A 19,176-nucleotide genomic window follows, 5' to 3' on the forward strand; every position below is an offset into this window, starting at 1 on the left:
GTTTATATCATGAGAAAGAAATTTATATTTGCCGCAGCTTTATGCCTGACGACATTATCTCCTGTATATAATGTCAATGCAGCAGTACAAGTGACGCAGGAAATACAACAAGATGGACAAACCATACGCGGTAAAGTGATAGATAATACAGGTGAACCCGTTATTGGTGCAAACGTAACAATAAAAGGTACAACGAACGGTGTCATTACCGACATAGATGGCAATTTTGTCCTGAATAACGCAAAAGGTACATTAGTTATTTCCTTTGTAGGTTACAAAACCCAGGAAATCCCCATTGCAGGAAAGACTACGATTAATGTCAAATTGATGGAAGATTCAGAACTGTTGGATGAAGTTGTAGTCACCGGTTATGGGGCACAAAAGAAAGCATCTCTGACTTCCGCTATCAGCCAGATTAAAGGTGATGAAGCTTTCGCCAATAAAGGTATTGCCAATGCTACGGTAGCCTTGCAAGGTGAGATTCCGGGCTTAACCATTACCCGTAGTTCTTCTCGTCCGGGTAGCGAGGGAGCAGCCATGAAAATTCGTGGTGACATCTCCATCAACGGCAACTCTTCACCCCTTATTATCATTGATGGCATGTCCGGTTCAATGGATGAATTGAACTCAATGGATGCAAGTGACATCGAAAACATCTCTGTATTGAAGGATGCTTCCGCTGCTATTTATGGTGCCCGTTCTGCTTCGGGTGTTGTATTGGTGACCACTAAACGTGGCAAGAAAGGCAAAGCGCAAATTTCTTATAACGGTTCTGTCAGCAGAACTATCAATGGTATTCAGATGCCCCTTACTACCAATCGTGAGTGGTTAGATATGTTCTATGAGGCACAATACTATGATGCGGTTGCCAATAATCCAAGCCTGACTACTCCGGAGGAAATTCATAAGAATATCAACTGGTGGATTTTCAACTCTTTTGGTGGTCCCACACTGGACGAGACAGATATTGATCCGGCAACAGGACAACCGACTATTTATAAGGGAGAAAAATTATTCAATGCCCTTAGAAACGGAAATGTCCTCACACTTCAAAATGGTACTAAAGTAGAGCGTTGGGATCCCAACATATATATGCAAGACTATTTGTATGGTCAGGCTACCTCGCAAAAGCACTCGGTAAGTATTGCAGGTGCTGATGACAGATTCAGTTATCGAGCATCTTTAAGCTACTCTGAAAACAACTCACAATTGAAAGTTGCGGAAGATGGAGACAAGAAGTATGGCGCACGTCTGAATGTAGATTATAATGCTACTGATTTCCTGAAATTTGAGACAAGTATGTCTTATGACAAGCGCGATATCACCACCCCGACTACTGACGTAGGAGCAGGCTGGAAGGATCCTTGGTTTTGGACTGTTTATAATCAGAATGGAGATGCATATGACACCTTTAGCGGTAACCGCAACCCGGTAGGCGGACTTATTCAGGGAGGACAGAAGAAAAATTCACTGACTACTTTCCGTGGTAACATGAAAGCTACGTATGACTTTTCAAAATGGGTGAAAGGCTTCTCTCTCTCAGCTTCCGGTAATTATAAACTGGTGGAAAGAAGTATTCAGGAAGCCAAGAATCCTGTGTATTATTATGACTGGGTAGGCACTGCTACCGGTAATAAACAAGGCCCCGGCTCATTGGATGAGAATATTGAAAAATGGGAAAATGTCACTTTGGGAGCTTTTGCCAATTATGAGCGTACCTTTGCCAACGTCCATGCCGTATCTGCCATGATTGGTATGACCGCAGAGCAAGAAACATCTAAAAAGATAGGTGGAAAGCGCAACATGGGTCCTCTCTACCCAGGATCCGACCTTACCGACCTCGATGTATGGATCAGTGGTACCAATAATGAAGCTTATGGCGGACAAAGTTCCTGGGGATTCGTTTCCTATTTAGGGCGTGCAAACTATATTTACGATAACAAATATTCAATCGAAATATTAGGCCGTCGTGACGGTTCTTCCAAATTATCCAAGCAGCAACGTTGGAAAAACTTCTACTCAGTTTCCGGATTCTGGAGAATCTCACAAGAAAATTTCCTCAAAGAGTATTCCTGGTTGAGTGATCTGAAAGTGCGCTATAACTATGGTAAGACCGGTAGTGTAGAAGGAATAAGCAACTACGAACGCTATTCGGCAATTAAGACTGGAGGCACTCTTTTCGGAGAAGACCCATCAAGCCATACTTCTTTATGGATTGACGGTATGAGATCTGACCAACGTACCTGGGAAACAATCGACAGCCACAACTTCGGATTGGATTTTGCTTTCCTGAATAATCGTTTAAGAGGTTCGTTCGACTATTTTATCAAGACCAATAACGGCATGTTCATCGGGGTAGATTATCCTTCCGTTCTGGGTGCCGGTGCTCCGAAAACCAATAATGGTAAACTCCGTGCCAAAGGTTGGGAACTTGCTCTTAACTGGAACGACCAGGTGGGACAAGTGAGATACAACATAGGTGCTTCACTTTCTGATGCATCGTCTAAAGTACTTGAATTGACTAATAATAACAATGTACCTAATCCGGGAAAGAATACAAGCCGACTGATAAACAAGCCTATCAATGCTATTTATGTCTATCAGACAGACGGTATCTTCCAAAATCAAGAGGAAGTAGACGCTTTCTATGAAATGTATTATTATACAGCAAACGGAGGGGTTAAACCAAACAATATTCTTCCTGCACCGGGAGAGACAGGTCTCAACCGCCTTCGTCCGGGTGCTCGCAAACTCGTTGATCTTAATGGTGACGGTGCCATTACTACAGAAGACCTTTACTATGCAGGAGATGCCGCTCCCCGTTTAGCATTCAGCATCAAGGCAGGACTGGAATGGAAAGGCATAGATTTCTCCGCATTCTTCCAAGGAATTGGTAAACAGGTCACTTTAAGAACCGGAAATATATATGCACCGTTTGTGACGAACTATACCATGCAAAACAGTACGTTTATGGGTAAAACCTGGACTCCGGAAAATCCGGACGCACAGTACACCATCCTGTCACGCGATAATGGTTTCAACCGATTCAACTATGAGAACAAGGATATCAGTGTACAGAACAACAGATACATCCGCCTGAAATCATTGGTAGTAGGTTATTCGCTCCCCAAACAATGGATTGCCAAAGCAGGGCTTAATAAGCTCAGATTTTATTTCTCAGGTGATGATTTGTGGGAATGGACAAAAATCAAAGACGGTTACGACCCTGAGCATGGCGAAGGTGGCAATAATACATTCCCATTCAGCCGCCTGATTACATTCGGTGTGGATCTTACATTCTAATCTAACATAAAAAAATATGAGTATGAAAACCATAATAAACAAAATATTCTTAGCCTCAGCATTGACTTTGTCACTGTCTGCATGTAGCGACTTTCTTGAAAAAGAGCCATTGTCGCAAGGAACCGAAGCAATCGTCTTCAAGACTCCGGAACATTTTGTACAGGCAGCCAACGCCCTGTACAATATGGAAGGATGGAAAAATTACGATAATAAAGCCAATTATGACGTCATGGACCGCAACCTTGATATTTCAGGATTAGGCAGTAATGGCGGTGGTTCGGCACCGGAAAGCAACTGGCAATGGGACAAGCCTTACGGACACATCCGCACTTGCAACATCCTGTTGCAAAAAGCAGAAGAGTTCGGTGACAAAAACGCTATCGCCCAACCCATAGGAACGGCCTACTTCTTCCGTGCATGGCAACACTTCTACCTCCTAAAACTTTTCGGTGGTGTACCCATCGTAGACCATGTACTGGACGTTAATGACGGAGTAATATACGGTCCGCGTAAGAGCCGCTATGAAGTAGCTAATTTCATCATTTCCGATTTGGAAACAGCCATTCCTTTATTGCCTAAAGAAAAGGATATTCCTGCCGCTTCCAAAGGAAAAGTCAGTAAAGAAGCTGCCAAAGCATTTTTAGCGAGAGTACTGCTTTACGAAGCTACATGGGAAAAATACGTTCCGACCATCAACTACGACCTGGATGGAAACGGCAATGAATCAGGTGCCGGCACAGCTAAACCGGAGGGATATTACTCTATCGAAAAGATGCTGACTGAAGCAAAGAGACTTTCGGGTGAGGTCATCACCGAAGCCGAAACCGGAACTTTCAAGCTTTGGAATGAATGTGATTCTTTGAGTTATTTCTACCTGTTCAATATTGATGACGGAGCAGAAAATATCCCCAACTTCAGAAACGCAGGAAAGAAAACGAACAAAGAGTTTATCTTGTACAAAAAGTATGATTATAATTTAGGTCAGGGCGGTATCAACTTATCACATACAGTTGCCACCTGGCAAGGATCGAACATCAGTTCTTCATTTGGTGAAAGTTTCTTGTGCCGCAACGGATTACCCATCCGCATCAGTTATACAGGCAATATGTCCGATGCACAAGATAATCCGCAATTTGAAGGATATGATACATTCGTGGGTGAATTCCGGAACCGTGACTACCGTTTTGTAGGTTGCGCCATGTCAATACCCGACCGTACTTTCTGGAGCAGCCGCACTGAAGATGGCAGACAACTTACAGCAGCAGGGAAACCATACCCCGATCCTGTATTCCCACAAAACAACGACGTATACAATGCCAATGACCCTGCCTACAAAAGCTCTTGTGGAGTATTCAAACCTACTCTTCGCAACAACAGCACAGCCGGTTCTTACGGTAGCCGTAAGTTCTTAATTGAAGGTGCAGGCAGATCTGTATCCAATAGCGAATCGGCAGATTTTCCGCTGATCCGCCTGGCAGAAGTACATCTGATTTATGCAGAAGCAGCTTGTGAATTGGGCAATGGCTCCATCTCCGATGAAGACCTTAACTTTTCAATCAACAAAAACCGAGAACGTGCACGTGTTGCTCCTTTGACAAATGCTTTGATTGCCAATGTTTGGGATGCCGGATGGTTCGATCACGCAACCGGCAAGACAATCTGTAAGAAAATGAACATGTTGGATGAAATCCGTCGCGAAAGAGCATGTGAACTCTTCGGAGAAGGTTTCCGCCTGGATGATTTGAAACGTTGGGGCATTGCTCACATTAATCTTACCGGTCAGAAATTAGGTCACCGCATCTTAGGAACAGCCTATGAAACTGAAAAGGCCAATGACGCCAACTATTTCGGTGAACCTTGTTACTATCCGGAAAAATATCCTCTGCTGTATGGCATTTATGAAGGAACCGGTCCTAATGATCCCGACTATGGACGCTCTATTGCCACCTTAGCAGGAAATCTGAATTTCAGCCAACGCGATTACCTGCAACCCATTCCACGGGTACAGATTCGTCTGAATCCACAGTTGAAACAAAATCCGGGATGGTAATCTATATAATCTGTTTCTATTTGAGACTGATTTATTAAGAAAATATTTTAAATAAATACTATCCATTAGCGATATACTTTTAAGAAAATTCTTAGCCACTAAGGTTATTTTAAAAGCCTTAGTGGCTTTCTTTTTCTCATGAAATTTATACACTATGAGGTGTATATAATTATCAAAAAACAATCTAATATTCTTCCTTTTGAATAAGTGGATTCTTCTCATTATTCGTATTCTCAATAAAGTAATATAATACCATAAAAATGACACTAAAAAAGTATATATTAATTACGAGTATTCTATTAGGTACAATACCCAATATAAACTCTAAAAATCAATTAATCTCCTACTCAATACCAGGAGAATCCAAACTGAAGAATGACTTCACTGACAAAATAAAAAAAAGTGAAAGTACCATTGACCTAAGGCTATGGTACAATGAACCGGCTAAGGAATGGATGACCTCAGCCCTCCCCTTAGGCAATGGTACATTCGGAGCCATGTTCTTTGGAAATGTAGAAAAAGAGCAAATTCAATTCAACGAAAAAACTCTTTGGACAGGCAATCCTACTACAAGAGGCGCTTATCAGAATTTTGGAGATCTGTTTCTTGAATTCCCTAATCACACACTTTATACGGACTATCATCGAGAGCTATGCCTCAATAATGCTATAGGCACTGTTTCCTATAAAATAGGAGATGTAACCTATGTGCGGGAATATTTCGTCAGTTACCCGGATAGTATGCTTGTGGTCCATATCTCTACTCCGGGACATACAGGCAAAATTGACCTGTCTGTTATTTTGAATGATGCTCATGACGGAGTTGTCAAAGTAGATAAGAATAAAATAACAATGACCGGTAAACTTGATGTATTGTCATATAAAACTCAGGCTGAAATTAAAAATGAAGGTGGTACTGCAAAATCAGATAATAATAAGGTATCGGTATCCGGAGCCAATACAGTTACTATATTCTTGAGTGGAGGAACTAACTACAATATATCCTCCGATAACTACATTGGCGAAAATGAAGCGCAACTGCACAAAAGAATTTCCAACCGTTTTCCACCTGTTATAAAATCATCTTATACAGAATTGAGAAACAGGCACATTATGGATTACAAGACATTTTTTGACCGGGTTATTTTAGACCTGGATGCACCGATGCCCACTATTCCCACAGACGAACTTGTGAAACTGCACAACGAAAGTACATATCTCGACCAACTGTACTATCAATATGGACGATATCTGATGATCAGCTCATCCAGAGGTATGGATTTGCCCAATAACCTGCAAGGTATATGGAATAATACAAACACCCCTCCCTGGCAATGCGACATCCATACCAACATCAATATACAAATGAATTATTGGCCTGCCGAGAATACCAATCTATCCGAATTCCATAAGCCATTTATTCATTATATAGTCACCGAATCCTCTAAAGAAAACGGTTCTTGGAGAAAGTTAGCAAAAGCCATCCACTGTAGAGGTTGGTACGTAAACACCCAGAGCAACATATTCGGCCATACCGACTGGAATGCAAACCGTCCCGTAAACGCCTGGTACTGTATGCATTTATGGCAGCATTATGCGTATACTGATAATATAGATTACTTAAGAGAAACAGCATTTCCTGTCATGAAAAACACCTGCGAATTTTGGTTCGACCGTTTAACAGAAGATGCTTCCGGCAAACTTATTGCTCCCGATGAATGGTCTCCGGAACAAGGAGAGTGGGAAGATGGAGTATCTTATGCACAACAACTGATCTGGGAACTATTCAATCAAACCCTAAAGGCTACAAAGATATTGGGCAAAAACAATAAGTTTACATCCACGTTGAAAGAAAAGTATTCACAGCTTGATAATGGATTAGCCATTGGAGACTGGGGACAAATTAAAGAATGGAAAGTTCAACCGGATATAAAGGGTAATGAACATCGGCATCTTTCACATCTGATGGCACTCTATCCGGGCAATCAAATTTCCTACCACTTGAATCAAAAATATGCCGATGCGGCCAAGGCATCATTAGAGTCCAGGGGTGACTTAGGTACAGGATGGAGCAGAGCTTGGAAGATAGCCTGTTGGGCCAGACTATTTGATGGAGATCATGCCTACAAATTATTAAAATCCGCCTTAAAATTTACAGATCATATTCCTCTCAGCATGGATAATGACAAGGGGGGAGTATATAAAAATTTGTTGGATGCTCATCCCCCATTTCAGATAGATGGCAATTTTGGAGCAACAGCCGGAATCACCGAGATGTTGATACAAAGTAATTTAGGATTTATTCATGTGTTACCAGCTCTGCCTTCTGCCTGGAAAAAGGGAAAAGCAAAGGGACTGAAAGCGGAAGGGAACTTTACCGTCAACATGGAATGGGCTGATGGTTCTCTCAAAGAATGCAGCATATATTCCGGTTCAGGAAAACCATGTAAACTATATTTTCCGGACACCTCCAATGTGCAAAAAGTAGTAACAGATAAAGGAGTTTCTGTCAAATATAAAATCATAGATTCCAACTTTTTAAGTTTCGAAACAAAGAAAAATGGAAAATATGAAATCATTATCAAAGCACCCTATTCATACTAAACAATCCACTATTTATGAAAACTAAAGCATTATCACTTATTGGGATATTTCTATGTGCATTCAGCTTTAACATAATATCCCAGAATATCCGGACGAAACAAATTATCAATCGTGAATGGAAATTCATATTAGCAGATGTGGCAAATGCAGAGAGCATTGACTTTAACGACTCAGAATGGGAGAACATCCACCTGCCACATTCTTTTTCATTGCCCTATTTTATGTGGAATAGTGTTTATCAGGGATATGGCTGGTATAGAAAAGAAGTAGATATTCCGGTCGACTGGAAGAATAAAAATATCAATTTAGAATTTGAGGGCGCTTTTATCGAAAAAGAAGTGTACATCAATGGCAAGTATGTGGGTAAACATGTAGGAGGATATACAGGATTCAATTTTGATATAACAAGATATTTGCAAACCGGGAAAAATGTCATTGCTGTCAGAGTAAACAACCTACACAATCCTGCCGTAGCACCGCGCACCGGAGATCATCAATTTAGTGGTGGCATCTATCGCGACGTATATCTGAACGTAACGGACAAATTACATATTGACGTAAATGGAACATTTGTCACAACACCCGAAATCAATGAGAAATCTGCCACATGCCAGATTCAGACCGAAGTTCGCAATAATTATGCGGAAGATAAAACCTTTATTATAGAGACAGAAATTAAGAACCCAAAGGGAAAAGTCGTAGCAAGAACCCAGTCAAAAGAAACTGCAAAGAAGTCTGCAGTAACAATCATCTTACAAAAATTACCTGCTATCAAATCTCCTAAACTATGGTCTCCCGAATCACCAGAGCTATACAATGCCCTCACCACCATTTACTGTGAAGGAAAAGAAATTGATAATTATCAGACCACTTTTGGAATCCGCAAGTTCGAATGGACTGCCGATAAAGGCTTTTTTCTCAATGGCAACCACTACTTCCTGCGAGGAGCCAATGTACACCAGGATCAAGCCGGTTGGGGCGATGCTGTGACCAATGCAGCCATACGCCGTGACGTAGAAATGATAAAAGATGCCGGATTCAATTGTATCCGTGGCTCCCACTACCCTCACGATCCGGCTTTTACTAAAGCTTGCGATGAAATAGGAATCATCCTTTTGCAGGAAAATGCCTTTTGGGGAATGGGTGGAGGTTCAGGAGACCAAACTGAATTCAAGTTACCTCCCCCCAGTTGTTATCCTGTCGATTCCAAATATCAAGATGCTTTTGACCAAAGTGTAATAAGCCAACTGAAAGAAATGATAAAGACACATCGCAATGGAGCTTCCATAGCGGCATGGAGTCTATGCAACGAGCCTTTCTTTACGGACAACTCAACAGATAAAAGGATGAAGAACCTACTAAACATGTGTACAGACAGCGCCAGAATCTGGGACCCTACACGTGAAGTAGCTATCGGCGGATGTCAGCGTAAAGGAATAGATGTACTGGGCAAAGGGGCAATTGCTTTCTACAATGGAGGAGGCGAAGATTTTTATATGCCCGGCGTTCCCAATTTAGTGTCGGAATATGGTAGTACGGTTGCCGAACGGCCCGGACGTTTCATTCCGGGGTGGAGCAATATTGCCCAAAAGGTATTTGAAGGAGGCGGAGATCCCTGGAGTCCTCCTGTTTGGAGGAGCGGGCATATTATATGGTGCGGTTTCGATCATGGCACTATTGGAGGACGCAGACTGGCAACAATGGGTATGATAGATTATTTCAGAATACCCAAAAGACAATATTATTGGTATCTGGATGCTTACAAAAATGGAAACCACAACCCCGTCGAACCGGAATGGGCTAAAGAAGGTATTCCTGCCAAACTAAAACTGGAAGCAAGTAAAACCACACTATCTTCAACCGATGGAACAGACGATACTCAATTAATAGTGACTGTGCTTGACGCTTCGGGTAAACACATAAACAACAGCATCCCTGTTGAACTGTCCATCGTATCCGGTCCGGGAGAATTTCCTACCGGAACTAAAATAAAATTTATGCCACATTCGGATAATGAAGAATCTGATATTACCATTTCAGACGGATTAGCAGCTATTTCTTTCCGTTCTTATTATGCAGGAAAAACAGTAATCAAAGCTGTTTCACCCGGACTGGAAAGCGCAGCGATAGAAATTACTACGCATGGCTCTCCTGAATGGGTAGAAGGTATTACCCCCAAAGTGAAAGAAAGACCTTATAAACGCTTTGTTGCCTCCAAAGAATATCGCGCTCCTAAAAGCACCGGTGAAATGCTCTTAGCCAAAAACAGACCTTCATGGGTCAGTTCAACAAAAGCAGGAACAAATAAAACAAATGTCAACGATGATAATAAGCAAACCATCTGGCAACCTGCAAAAGAAGACCAAGAAAAGTGGTGGAAATTAGATTTAGAAGCAGCTTACTGTATTAACCAAATACAAATAGATTTTCCGGATGAAGATAATTACAGCTATCAAATAGAGGTATCCTCAGATGGAAGAAACTGGAAGAAGATAGCGGAAAACAACTCTAAAGTTCAAGCATATACGCATAAATGCCATGAATGTAACATTGCTTTTGTCAGAATCATCTTTCATTCCGAGCAAGCCGGCCTTGCAGAAGTTAAAATCGGAGGAACTCCTATTTGATTTAAGAACCATTAATTGCAAAAGAGAAAAATGAAAAAGAGAATATTACTATTAGCTATTCTGGCAATAAACATTTCCTTGGGGATTGCACAAAAAGCAACCTATGACCCTTTGCTGGATAAACATGCAACAATCATTACCCGTGAACCACAAAAAACAGGACGCAGCAGTTATATGTGGTATCCGGGACAACTTGCCGCCTTTCAGCAGCAGAAATGCAAAGAAATATCCCAAAGTCGTTGTGTAAATGTCGGCTATCCGGGAAAATTCTTTGCTGCTAACACTCAGGCATATTTCAAAAAAACAATCAGACTTAAAGAGGCTACAGCAATCAGATGGACAGGCCCCGAAAAGATAACCCTTTTTGTGAATGGAAATGAGATAACTTCACCCGAGCGCAATACCGTCTTGCCACCTGGAAAACACACTCTCTTATTCCAGGTAAAAACCAACAAAACCCTTCCATGCATCATTGTAGAAGGAAACAAGGAAATCGAAGATGATAAAGGTTGGTACGCAAGTATGGACAATTCATATTGGACAATACCCGAAAGCTCAGATAAATACAAGAATCCGGAAATCTTGCCGGATGATGCCTCGCAAAACTTAGTTGTAGAATTGAAACCCATTCAAATTCGTCTCCTGCACAACTCTACCTCAAATGCTCCGGATGCAGTTACAATAAAGAAGAATGGATATGCAATAGTCGACTTCTTCCACCTCGAAGTAGGAACACTTTCATTTCGGGCAAAAGGAAAAGGAGCGGTCACTGTACGTGTAGGAGAAACACCGGAAGAAGCATTGAATACCAATGAGAAACTGTTTGAACAATTTGCCATACCTCCATTTACTCTATCAGAAAATGAATCCGAAATCAGGCTTCCCGAACGCGCACTCAGATATGCTTCTATAGAGTGTAGCGAAGAAGCCGAAATTAGTTCAATAAAATTTAGTGCAGCAGTTTGGCCTGTAGAACATCAAATGCAATTCGAGTCAGACGATACATATATCAATAACCTGTTTAATATGAGTAGTGCCACCCTCCACACCAGTATGCACTATTTTTATCTGGACGGCATCAAACGAGATTTCTTACCGTGGGCAATGGATGCCATTGTCAGCACCTTTGCAGGTGATTATCTATTCGGTGATCAGCAAGTTTCGAAAAATGGAATTTCGATATCGCTTATGCCCTTTCATCCACAATTATCTGATTTAGGCGTAACAGATTATCCACTACATGCTCTTATCGGTCTGAAGCAGAATTACAAACGATATGGAGATATAGAAACTTCATATCAATACAAAGACAGAATTATTCAGCTAATAAACTTTTACGACTCAATAGTCAATGAAGATGGATTTCTTCCGGGAAAAAGCGGTTCGGCAGGCTATATTCCCGGATGGTCTACCAAGAATGGTCCCACAGCAAGAGGTATCGCTTCATATCCTCAAATCATGTTGTATTGCAATTATCAGATTGCGGCTGATTTTGCAGATAGATGGAAAGAGAAAGATAGAGCGAAGGAGTATCGTAAAAAAGCGGAGAGAATTAAAAAGAATATTTTCGAGAAATTCTGGGATGAAGAAAGAAAAGCTTTCATTAACGGTACGAACGATAAAGGAGAAATAGACAAACGCATCTCACACCATGCCCAGTACTGGGCCATTTTAGCCGATATTTTTCCGGAAGAATACTATGACAACCTTTTTAAAAACATATTGCCCAATATTCCCTATTATTATGAAGACATAAGCTTCGAAAAAGGATATGAAATGTTGGCTTATGCCAAAGCGAATAAAATTAAAGAGTTATGGAGTTTTATAGATAGAGTATTCGGTGATTGGATGCATCAAGGCCATAGCAGATTTCCCGAAAACTTCAGTCCAAAAGCATCAGGCGAAAAACAACTTACATTTTATAATCGCCCTTACGGATTGAGTCTTTGCCATGGAGCCAACGGTGTGCCAGTTGTTGTAGGCGTATTGAATGGATTGATAGGATTCAGCCAGTCAGATAAAAAGACAAACGAATATACCATACGCCCGGAACTGCTTCATTTACAATGGATCAATGCACGCATTCCGATAAAAGAAGGATATATAAAGCTCAAGCTCAAGGCAAATGGTGAGAATGAAATTGAAATACCGGCAGGATGCATAGTGAATGTCATCAATCAAGATGAGCAGAAAACTATCAGACTGAGAGAAGCGGGAACATATAAATTCGCCCTCTCCTCATCTGTACAAGCCAGTTCACAAACGAAAAGAACCAGAGACAATTTTGATTCCGATTGGCTATTCCACTTAGGAAACCTCAGGATTGAGCGCGCCGTGAAAGCTGGGAAATATGGTGGCATCACTGATACCGACAAAAAGGTAGTAGATGGAGAAGTCATTACCATTGCTTATAACGACAAGGATAAAGCAGAACCTTTCAACCGGAAAGACTGGACAGAGGTTACGCTCCCGCACGACTGGTGTGTAGAGGAACAGTTTGTTAATGACAAGTCCGTAACCATAGACGGAGCACCTCAAGGACTGGTGTCACATGGTTTCCTTCCGGTAGGCGTTGGCTTTTACCGGAAAGAATTTGCCATACCCGAATCAGATAAAGGCAAGAAAATTTCTATTGAGTTTGATGGCATTTTCAGGAATAGCACCGTATGGGTAAATGGCCATTTAATGGGAAATCACCTCAGTGGCTATATCCCCTCCCACTATGACTTAACCGACGTTTTACGTTATGGAGATGAAGGTGAAAATGTTATTTTAGTAAAAGTAGATGCTACTGATTTTGAAGGATGGTGGTATGAAGGCTGTGGCATCTACCGGCATGTATGGCTTATTAAAACTGATAAATTGCATGTTGCCCGTTTCGGAACCTACGTCACCACTCCACAGATATCAGCAGAGCAAGCTACTGTAAACATTCAGACGACACTGGAAAACGAATACAGAGAGGAGAAAGAAGTAACAATCATTTCTAAGATTAAGGATGAAAAAGGAGTGGAACAGGATGTTCAGCACACAACTCTTACTATTGGTGCTTTCGATAAAATAGACATCCAACAAAAAGGCAACATTCAACATCCACAACTTTGGTCACCCGAAACGCCCAATCTGTACACACTGACAACAGAAATCATGGTAAACGGAAAAGTGGTTGACACTTACCAGACTTCTTTTGGAGTAAGAACCGCTGAAGTAAGAAAAGATGGTTTCTATTTGAATGGGGAACGTTATCTTATAAAAGGAACAGCAAACCATCAGGATTTTGCAGGTGTCGGTGTGGCAGTTCCTGACAAGATAAACCAATATAGAATTAAGTTGCTGAAAGAAATGGGATGCAATGGTTATCGAACCGCCCATAACCCGGCAGCTCCCGAATTACTGGACATTTGCGACCGTATGGGAATGTTATTCCTGAACGAAAACAGAATGCTGTCAAGTACAGAAGATGGTCTGAAAGATTTGGAAACATTGATTTTACGTGACCGGAATCATCCTTCTGTCTTTATGTGGTGCCTCGAAAATGAAGAGCCTATTGAAGGTACTCCCATAGGAGCACGTATACTCCAAACCATGGCGGACTTAACCCGGAAACTGGACCCCGGACGCCAAATCACCGCCGGAATGAATCATGGTTGGAATGCTGCCGGCTACAGCAACCTGCTCGATGTGGTAGGCTATAATTACGGGCAACGGGACAGTCAATATGTGAAAGATAAGGAACAATATCCCGATCGCCTAATGATCGTTACGGAATCAACAAGTTTTGTTGCTACACGTGGAGAATATGAAGATAATTTCCAGAAAGGATATGTTTCAAATATGGGAAAAGGAGTTGGTTGGGGTATGCTGCCCGGAAAAGACTGGGAACAGATTGTAGATTATCCATATCTTGGAGGACAGTTTACCTGGACGGGATTTGATTATCGTGGAGAGCCGACTCCCATATACAAATGGCCGAGCGTAACTTCTCATTTCGGCATCATGGACCTGTGCGGTTTTCCAAAGGATGGCTATTATGCCTACAAAGCAGCATGGACCGAAAGTCCGGTAATACATATATTTCCACATTGGAATTGGCCGGATAAGATTGGCAAAAAAATAAAAGTAATGGGTTATACCAATTGCGATGAGGTAGAACTACTTATCAATGGAAAGAGTATCGGGAAACAAAAAGCTATACCCTACAATCGCCTGGAGTGGGAAGTAGTCTATACACCGGGAAAGATAGAAGCAAAAGGTTATAAGGCCGGAAAAGTTATTATTAAACAAGTCAGAGAAACGACAACAGCACCGGTACAAATAGCGCTGACAAGCGATTGTGGCAGACTAAAAGCAGATGGATGTGATGTTGCCATCATTAATGTAGCGGTAAAGGATTCAAAAAAACGTGTGGTACCCACTGCCGATAATCTCATTAAATTTACGCTTAACGGACCAGGGAAAATAATCGGAACCGGCAATGGCAACCCTAGTAGTCACGAACCGGACAAAGCGAACCAACGCAAAGCCTTCAACGGATATTGCCAAGTTTTAGTCCAATCCGGCAAGACAGCTGGAGAGATAGTATTAAAAGCAACAGCGAATGGCCTGCAAGAAACTGAAGTAGTGCTCAAAGTCGAATAATAATTTAATATTTATAAAACTGAAATAAGTGGATTTCCCGTGCAATTCGTATTCAATAGAAATTAATGTAATACCATAATATGAAACTAAAGAAAATTATATTCATCACCAGTATCCTGTTAGTTGCAATCCAAAGTGCAACTTCGCAAAATCAGTTAGTTACCTATCCGGCACCTCAAGGAGCCGAACTCATGAATGACTTCACCGTCAAAGTGAGGGAAGCCGGAAAAGAGTGGAAACCGGTAGCTACCTACATGGTCAAAGTAGATGAAGTGCGGAATACCAAGCATAATGTAGAAAAGGCTTCCATGAGCTATTTCGATTTTTCGGGCGAAGTAGAGGTTTCAGTCACGTTCAATCATGGAACAATTCAGACTGGCAGAGTCCGCCCGTTATCTTACGGAATAACCCCTGCGATAAACGGCAATACCATGACCTTCAAACTAGATCGTCCGCGTAACTTGTCAGTAGAAGTAAACGGAGATATTTTCCATAATCTTCATCTCTTTGCCAATCCGATAGATGAGAAGAAACCCAAGAAACAGAAGGATAAGAATCTGATTTACTTCGGTCCGGGCATACACACTTTTCCCGGAGACACACTGAATGTTCCGTCCGGAAAGACGGTTTATGTAGCGGGAGGAGCTCTCGTAAAAGGATGCATCCAAGTGGTAAATGCTCAGAATGTGAAGATTCTGGGAAGAGGGGTCGTTATTCCCGAACGCTGGGCAGGGTTACGTATCGTCAATTCCAAAAATGTATTAGTAGAAGGAGTTATCACTACCCAATGCCCCACAGGAGGATCGGACAGCATAACGATACGCAATGTAAAATCCATCAGTTCTTACGGTTGGGGCGACGGCATGAATGTATTTGCCAGTAACAATGTATTGTTCGACGGCGTATTTTGCCGTAACTCCGACGATTGCACCACTGTCTACGGAACTCGTCTGGGATTTACCGGCGGTTGCAAAAATATCACCATGCAAAACTCCACCCTTTGGGCGGATGTAGCGCACCCCATCTTTATCGGTATTCACGGAGACGTTGAAAACCCTGAGATTCTGGAAAACCTGAATTATATCAATATCGACATTTTGGATCATAAAGAGAAGCAATTGGATTATCAAGGCTGCCTCGCCATCAATGCAGGCGATAATAATCTGATCCGCAATGTGCGTTTCGAGAATATCCGGATAGAAGATTTCAGACAAGGACAGTTAGTCAATTTGCGCATCTTCTACAATGAGAAATATTGCAAAGCACCGGGCAGAGGCATTGAGAATGTATTGTTCAAGGACATCTCCTACACGGGAGAGAATGCGGAAGTTTCCATGATTATCGGTTATAACAAAGAACGGAAAGTGAAAAACATTCGTTTTGAAAACTTGCAAATAAACGGTGAAGTGATTTATGATGACATGCCCGATAAACCCAAATGGTATAAGACCGGAGATATGGCACGCATCTTTGTGGGTGAACATACAGAAGATATTACTTTCCGGAAGTAATGCTGTCATGCTGAGCGCAGTCGAAGCATCTCTTCTTCATGCAAAAGGAGAAGAGATGCTTCGACTGCGCTCAGCATGACAGATACCCTGCCTTACCCCTCTCCCCTCATCAACTAATTTATCATTGCAAAGCAGTTTCTTATTTCCCTCTTCTCTGTCCTCTCTGAGGCCTCATGCTCTGATACTTTTTATACTGTTCGTCCGTCAGAATCTTTTTGAGTTTCGCATCTGCCTCATTACGTTTTTTCTCCATTTCCTCGCGTGAAGGTCTTTCGCCCGAAGCATCTCTGTTTGGTCTCATTTCCTCCATTACCGCCTTAAATTCTTTAGCCTGAGTTTCATTCAGTCCCAGATCCGTCACCATCTGTTCGATACGCTTTGACATGTCAGGACGTTCACCTCTGTTATCCTGAGCCATACATACTGCCGAGCCCATAAACAGAACAACGGCCAAACCTAAAATTTGCTTCTTCATAATTCTAATGCATTTAAAAGTGAGCTATATTTTCATTGAATTCACCAAATATGCATCTATGACTCTTTTCACATGAAACAGTTTAATCCCGCCAGCAAGAAAATCGACCAAGAGGAAGTTTTTATAGATGAAACAGAAACTATTCTCTCACCAAGTCAAGGGGGATGAGAACAAATTTCTTATATAAAACTCCTTTCTTATACACAAAACAATTATTTTTGCAGATATAACTTTTTCTACTATGGCACGAAAACTTTTCCTCCTCCACCTCCTGTGCTTCTGTTGCCTCCTTTCAGCCCAAGCAACCGGACAGATATCCGATCTCATCATTATCGGAAAAGACACTTTTATGTTGGAAACGTGCCCGATAGAGCACGATTCAATCATTAGCAGACAGGTGCGCGAACGTCTCTCCAACGAGAATTTCTGTACAGCCTGCTGGAGAGGATACCAGGCCACGTGGCAAATAGAAGATGATAAGCTAATTCTGAAAAGAATCGAAGACAGCAAAAGCCTTTTTATATACCCCGACACTGTGCCGGAAGTTACCGTTGATTTAAATGGAATCTTCAATCAGTATCAAGACAAACGAGGCCGGGTGGTAGCCTCCTGGTTCAGCGGAGAACTGAAAGTCGTCTCCGGTGAACAGATCTATTATGTCCACATGGGCTTTAATAGGGAATATGAAAATGAAACGGACTACCAGGTGGAACAAGGCAGAATCATTTCTAAAACCAACTACCGGAATTCTATAAAAAAGGGAACATCTATAAAAGATGCTATGGTTTTAATTAAGACACAGTTCAATAGAGATTATTTTCCGGAACTGGCAAATACAAAAGTGGTAATATCATGCGCAGTACTGCCCAAAGCGGACGGCAGCATCGATAGTATAGAAGTTCACATAATTCGTCCGGACAGTATCATGGAAGAACGTAAAAATCTCTATATAGAACACATCTGTGAAATTTTGAAAAAAGTTCCGCAATGGGAAGTACTCACCGTACGCAATAAAATCCAGAAAACCGAACGGTGGGCAATAAGTTTGTCACCCCCCAAAAAACAAACAAGAGGAATTTCTGCACAATGAAAGTTTTTTCGATAGTTGTCAGCACTCCAGCATCAAGACAGCTAATATACAATAAAACAAACGGTTGCCTTGTGCTGGCAACCGTTGCGACCAGTGCTGACAAACTGTTTATCAGCACTGTTTTTTCGATATATTTACGAATTTTCCGATTTAACATCCTGTGGTTCAGCACGTACATACACTTTATGCGAACCACGCCCGATTGTGCTCAAATATCCCTTTTCCACAAGCAAATTGAGGTCATCCAGCGCTTTATTCTTCAAAAGTCCCGTGATACTGCTGTAATCTTTGCGTGTAATGAAGGGATGCGTCTCCAAAAACACCAGTAAACGGTGGTAACGCTCGGCACCGCCAAGCTCCGCACTCTTACGGAAACCATATTTGGCACGCTCCACGGAACCGGCACACCGCTTGCGGAAATCGGGTGATACACGGAAATGCACTTTGCCGAAAAAGATAGTCTGCGCGTGGATTTCTTTCGGATCCATCACCGGACGGCCTTGCAGGCCTGCCGAAAAATATCCCATGTCGCCCAACTGAACGTGGTGTCCTTCGGATAAATAATATGAAACCCGATCCTCTATCGCCGCCAACAAACCATGGATGTCACCGGGGCTGAAACTGGACATTCGGGAAATGTCACTAACCAAACGTTCTGTGTCAATCGTACCCTTGTTCACGATGCGAGGATACAAGGGTTGTGGTTCGCCGTCACCCTTCGGGTTAGGTCTTCTTTGGAAGTCATACTGTGCTGCCATTGTTTTTTGTTTCTGTTTAAAGGGTTAATACTGTTCTTCTTAAGTGATTGAAAGCCAAAACGAGGCAGAGAAATGTGCAGATAGTCTGTCGTTTTTGTGCTTTTGGCTTAGGATAAATGTT

At 41.9% G+C, this 19,176-nt stretch carries 9 protein-coding genes; 7 read left to right on the plus strand and 2 right to left on the minus strand.

All coding sequences use genetic code 11. The features are described from left to right. Positions 1-9: 9 nt before the first annotated feature. From DW182_RS07685 to DW182_RS07710, 6 genes are all read left to right on the plus strand, one after another. Entirely contained in the window at positions 10-3,303 is a 3,294-nt protein-coding gene (locus tag DW182_RS07685; protein WP_118295195.1) for a TonB-dependent receptor, read from the plus strand. Between the two features lie 22 nt (positions 3,304-3,325). Beyond that, positions 3,326-5,353 carry a RagB/SusD family nutrient uptake outer membrane protein gene (locus DW182_RS07690; protein ID WP_118295282.1) on the plus strand — a complete coding sequence of 676 codons (2,028 nt, stop codon included), beginning with the start codon at positions 3,326-3,328 and terminating at the stop codon, positions 5,351-5,353. 260 nt (positions 5,354-5,613) lie between these two features. Further along, on the plus strand, positions 5,614-7,956 hold the full coding sequence (locus tag DW182_RS07695; RefSeq protein ID WP_118295196.1) for a glycoside hydrolase N-terminal domain-containing protein: 2,343 nt from the start codon (positions 5,614-5,616) through the stop codon (positions 7,954-7,956). Positions 7,957-7,970: 14 nt separating this feature from the next. Beyond that, positions 7,971-10,583: a glycoside hydrolase family 2 TIM barrel-domain containing protein gene (locus tag DW182_RS07700; protein ID WP_118295197.1), complete on the plus strand. Its 2,613-nt coding sequence runs from the start codon at positions 7,971-7,973 to the stop codon at positions 10,581-10,583. Between the two features lie 30 nt (positions 10,584-10,613). After that, positions 10,614-15,221 carry a beta-galactosidase GalA gene (galA, locus tag DW182_RS07705; protein WP_118295198.1) on the plus strand — a complete coding sequence of 1,536 codons (4,608 nt, stop codon included), beginning with the start codon at positions 10,614-10,616 and terminating at the stop codon, positions 15,219-15,221. An 80-nt stretch (positions 15,222-15,301) separates the two neighbouring features. Then, a complete protein-coding gene (locus DW182_RS07710) occupies positions 15,302-16,732 on the plus strand; it encodes a glycosyl hydrolase family 28 protein (protein WP_118295199.1) in 1,431 nt (476 codons plus the stop codon). A gap of 139 nt (positions 16,733-16,871) precedes the next feature. On the opposite strand, the gene DW182_RS07715 is transcribed toward DW182_RS07710, so the two are convergent. After that, on the minus strand, positions 16,872-17,207 hold the full coding sequence (locus tag DW182_RS07715) for a Spy/CpxP family protein refolding chaperone (protein WP_118295200.1): 336 nt from the start codon (positions 17,205-17,207) through the stop codon (positions 16,872-16,874). Between the two features lie 241 nt (positions 17,208-17,448). Between DW182_RS07715 and DW182_RS07720 the strand changes: the two genes are divergently transcribed. Beyond that, the gene (locus DW182_RS07720; RefSeq protein WP_118295201.1) at positions 17,449-18,297 is read left to right on the plus strand and encodes a hypothetical protein; all 849 of its coding nucleotides are present in this window, start codon (positions 17,449-17,451) and stop codon (positions 18,295-18,297) included. A gap of 134 nt (positions 18,298-18,431) precedes the next feature. Here the strand turns inward: DW182_RS07720 and DW182_RS07725 are convergent, their stop codons facing one another. Then, entirely contained in the window at positions 18,432-19,055 is a 624-nt protein-coding gene (locus tag DW182_RS07725) for an HU family DNA-binding protein (RefSeq protein WP_118295202.1), read from the minus strand. Positions 19,056-19,176 lie beyond the last annotated feature (121 nt).

The sequence above is a fragment of the Bacteroides sp. AM16-24 genome, assembly GCF_003471885.1.
Classification (GTDB): domain Bacteria; phylum Bacteroidota; class Bacteroidia; order Bacteroidales; family Bacteroidaceae; genus Bacteroides.

Excerpts from the sequence above, each read along its gene's own strand:
- DW182_RS07690 (WP_118295282.1), top strand. The coding sequence starts at position 3,326 with ATGAAAACCATAATAAACAAAATATTCTTAGCCTCAGCATTGACTTTG.
- DW182_RS07685 (WP_118295195.1), top strand. The coding sequence starts at position 10 with ATGAGAAAGAAATTTATATTTGCCGCAGCTTTATGCCTGACGACATTA.
- DW182_RS07720 (WP_118295201.1), top strand. The coding sequence starts at position 17,449 with ATGGCACGAAAACTTTTCCTCCTCCACCTCCTGTGCTTCTGTTGCCTC.
- DW182_RS07700 (WP_118295197.1), top strand. The coding sequence starts at position 7,971 with ATGAAAACTAAAGCATTATCACTTATTGGGATATTTCTATGTGCATTC.
- galA (WP_118295198.1), top strand. The coding sequence starts at position 10,614 with ATGAAAAAGAGAATATTACTATTAGCTATTCTGGCAATAAACATTTCC.
- DW182_RS07695 (WP_118295196.1), top strand. The coding sequence starts at position 5,614 with ATGACACTAAAAAAGTATATATTAATTACGAGTATTCTATTAGGTACA.
- DW182_RS07710 (WP_118295199.1), top strand. The coding sequence starts at position 15,302 with ATGAAACTAAAGAAAATTATATTCATCACCAGTATCCTGTTAGTTGCA.
- DW182_RS07725 (WP_118295202.1), bottom strand. The coding sequence starts at position 19,055 with ATGGCAGCACAGTATGACTTCCAAAGAAGACCTAACCCGAAGGGTGAC.
- DW182_RS07715 (WP_118295200.1), bottom strand. The coding sequence starts at position 17,207 with ATGAAGAAGCAAATTTTAGGTTTGGCCGTTGTTCTGTTTATGGGCTCG.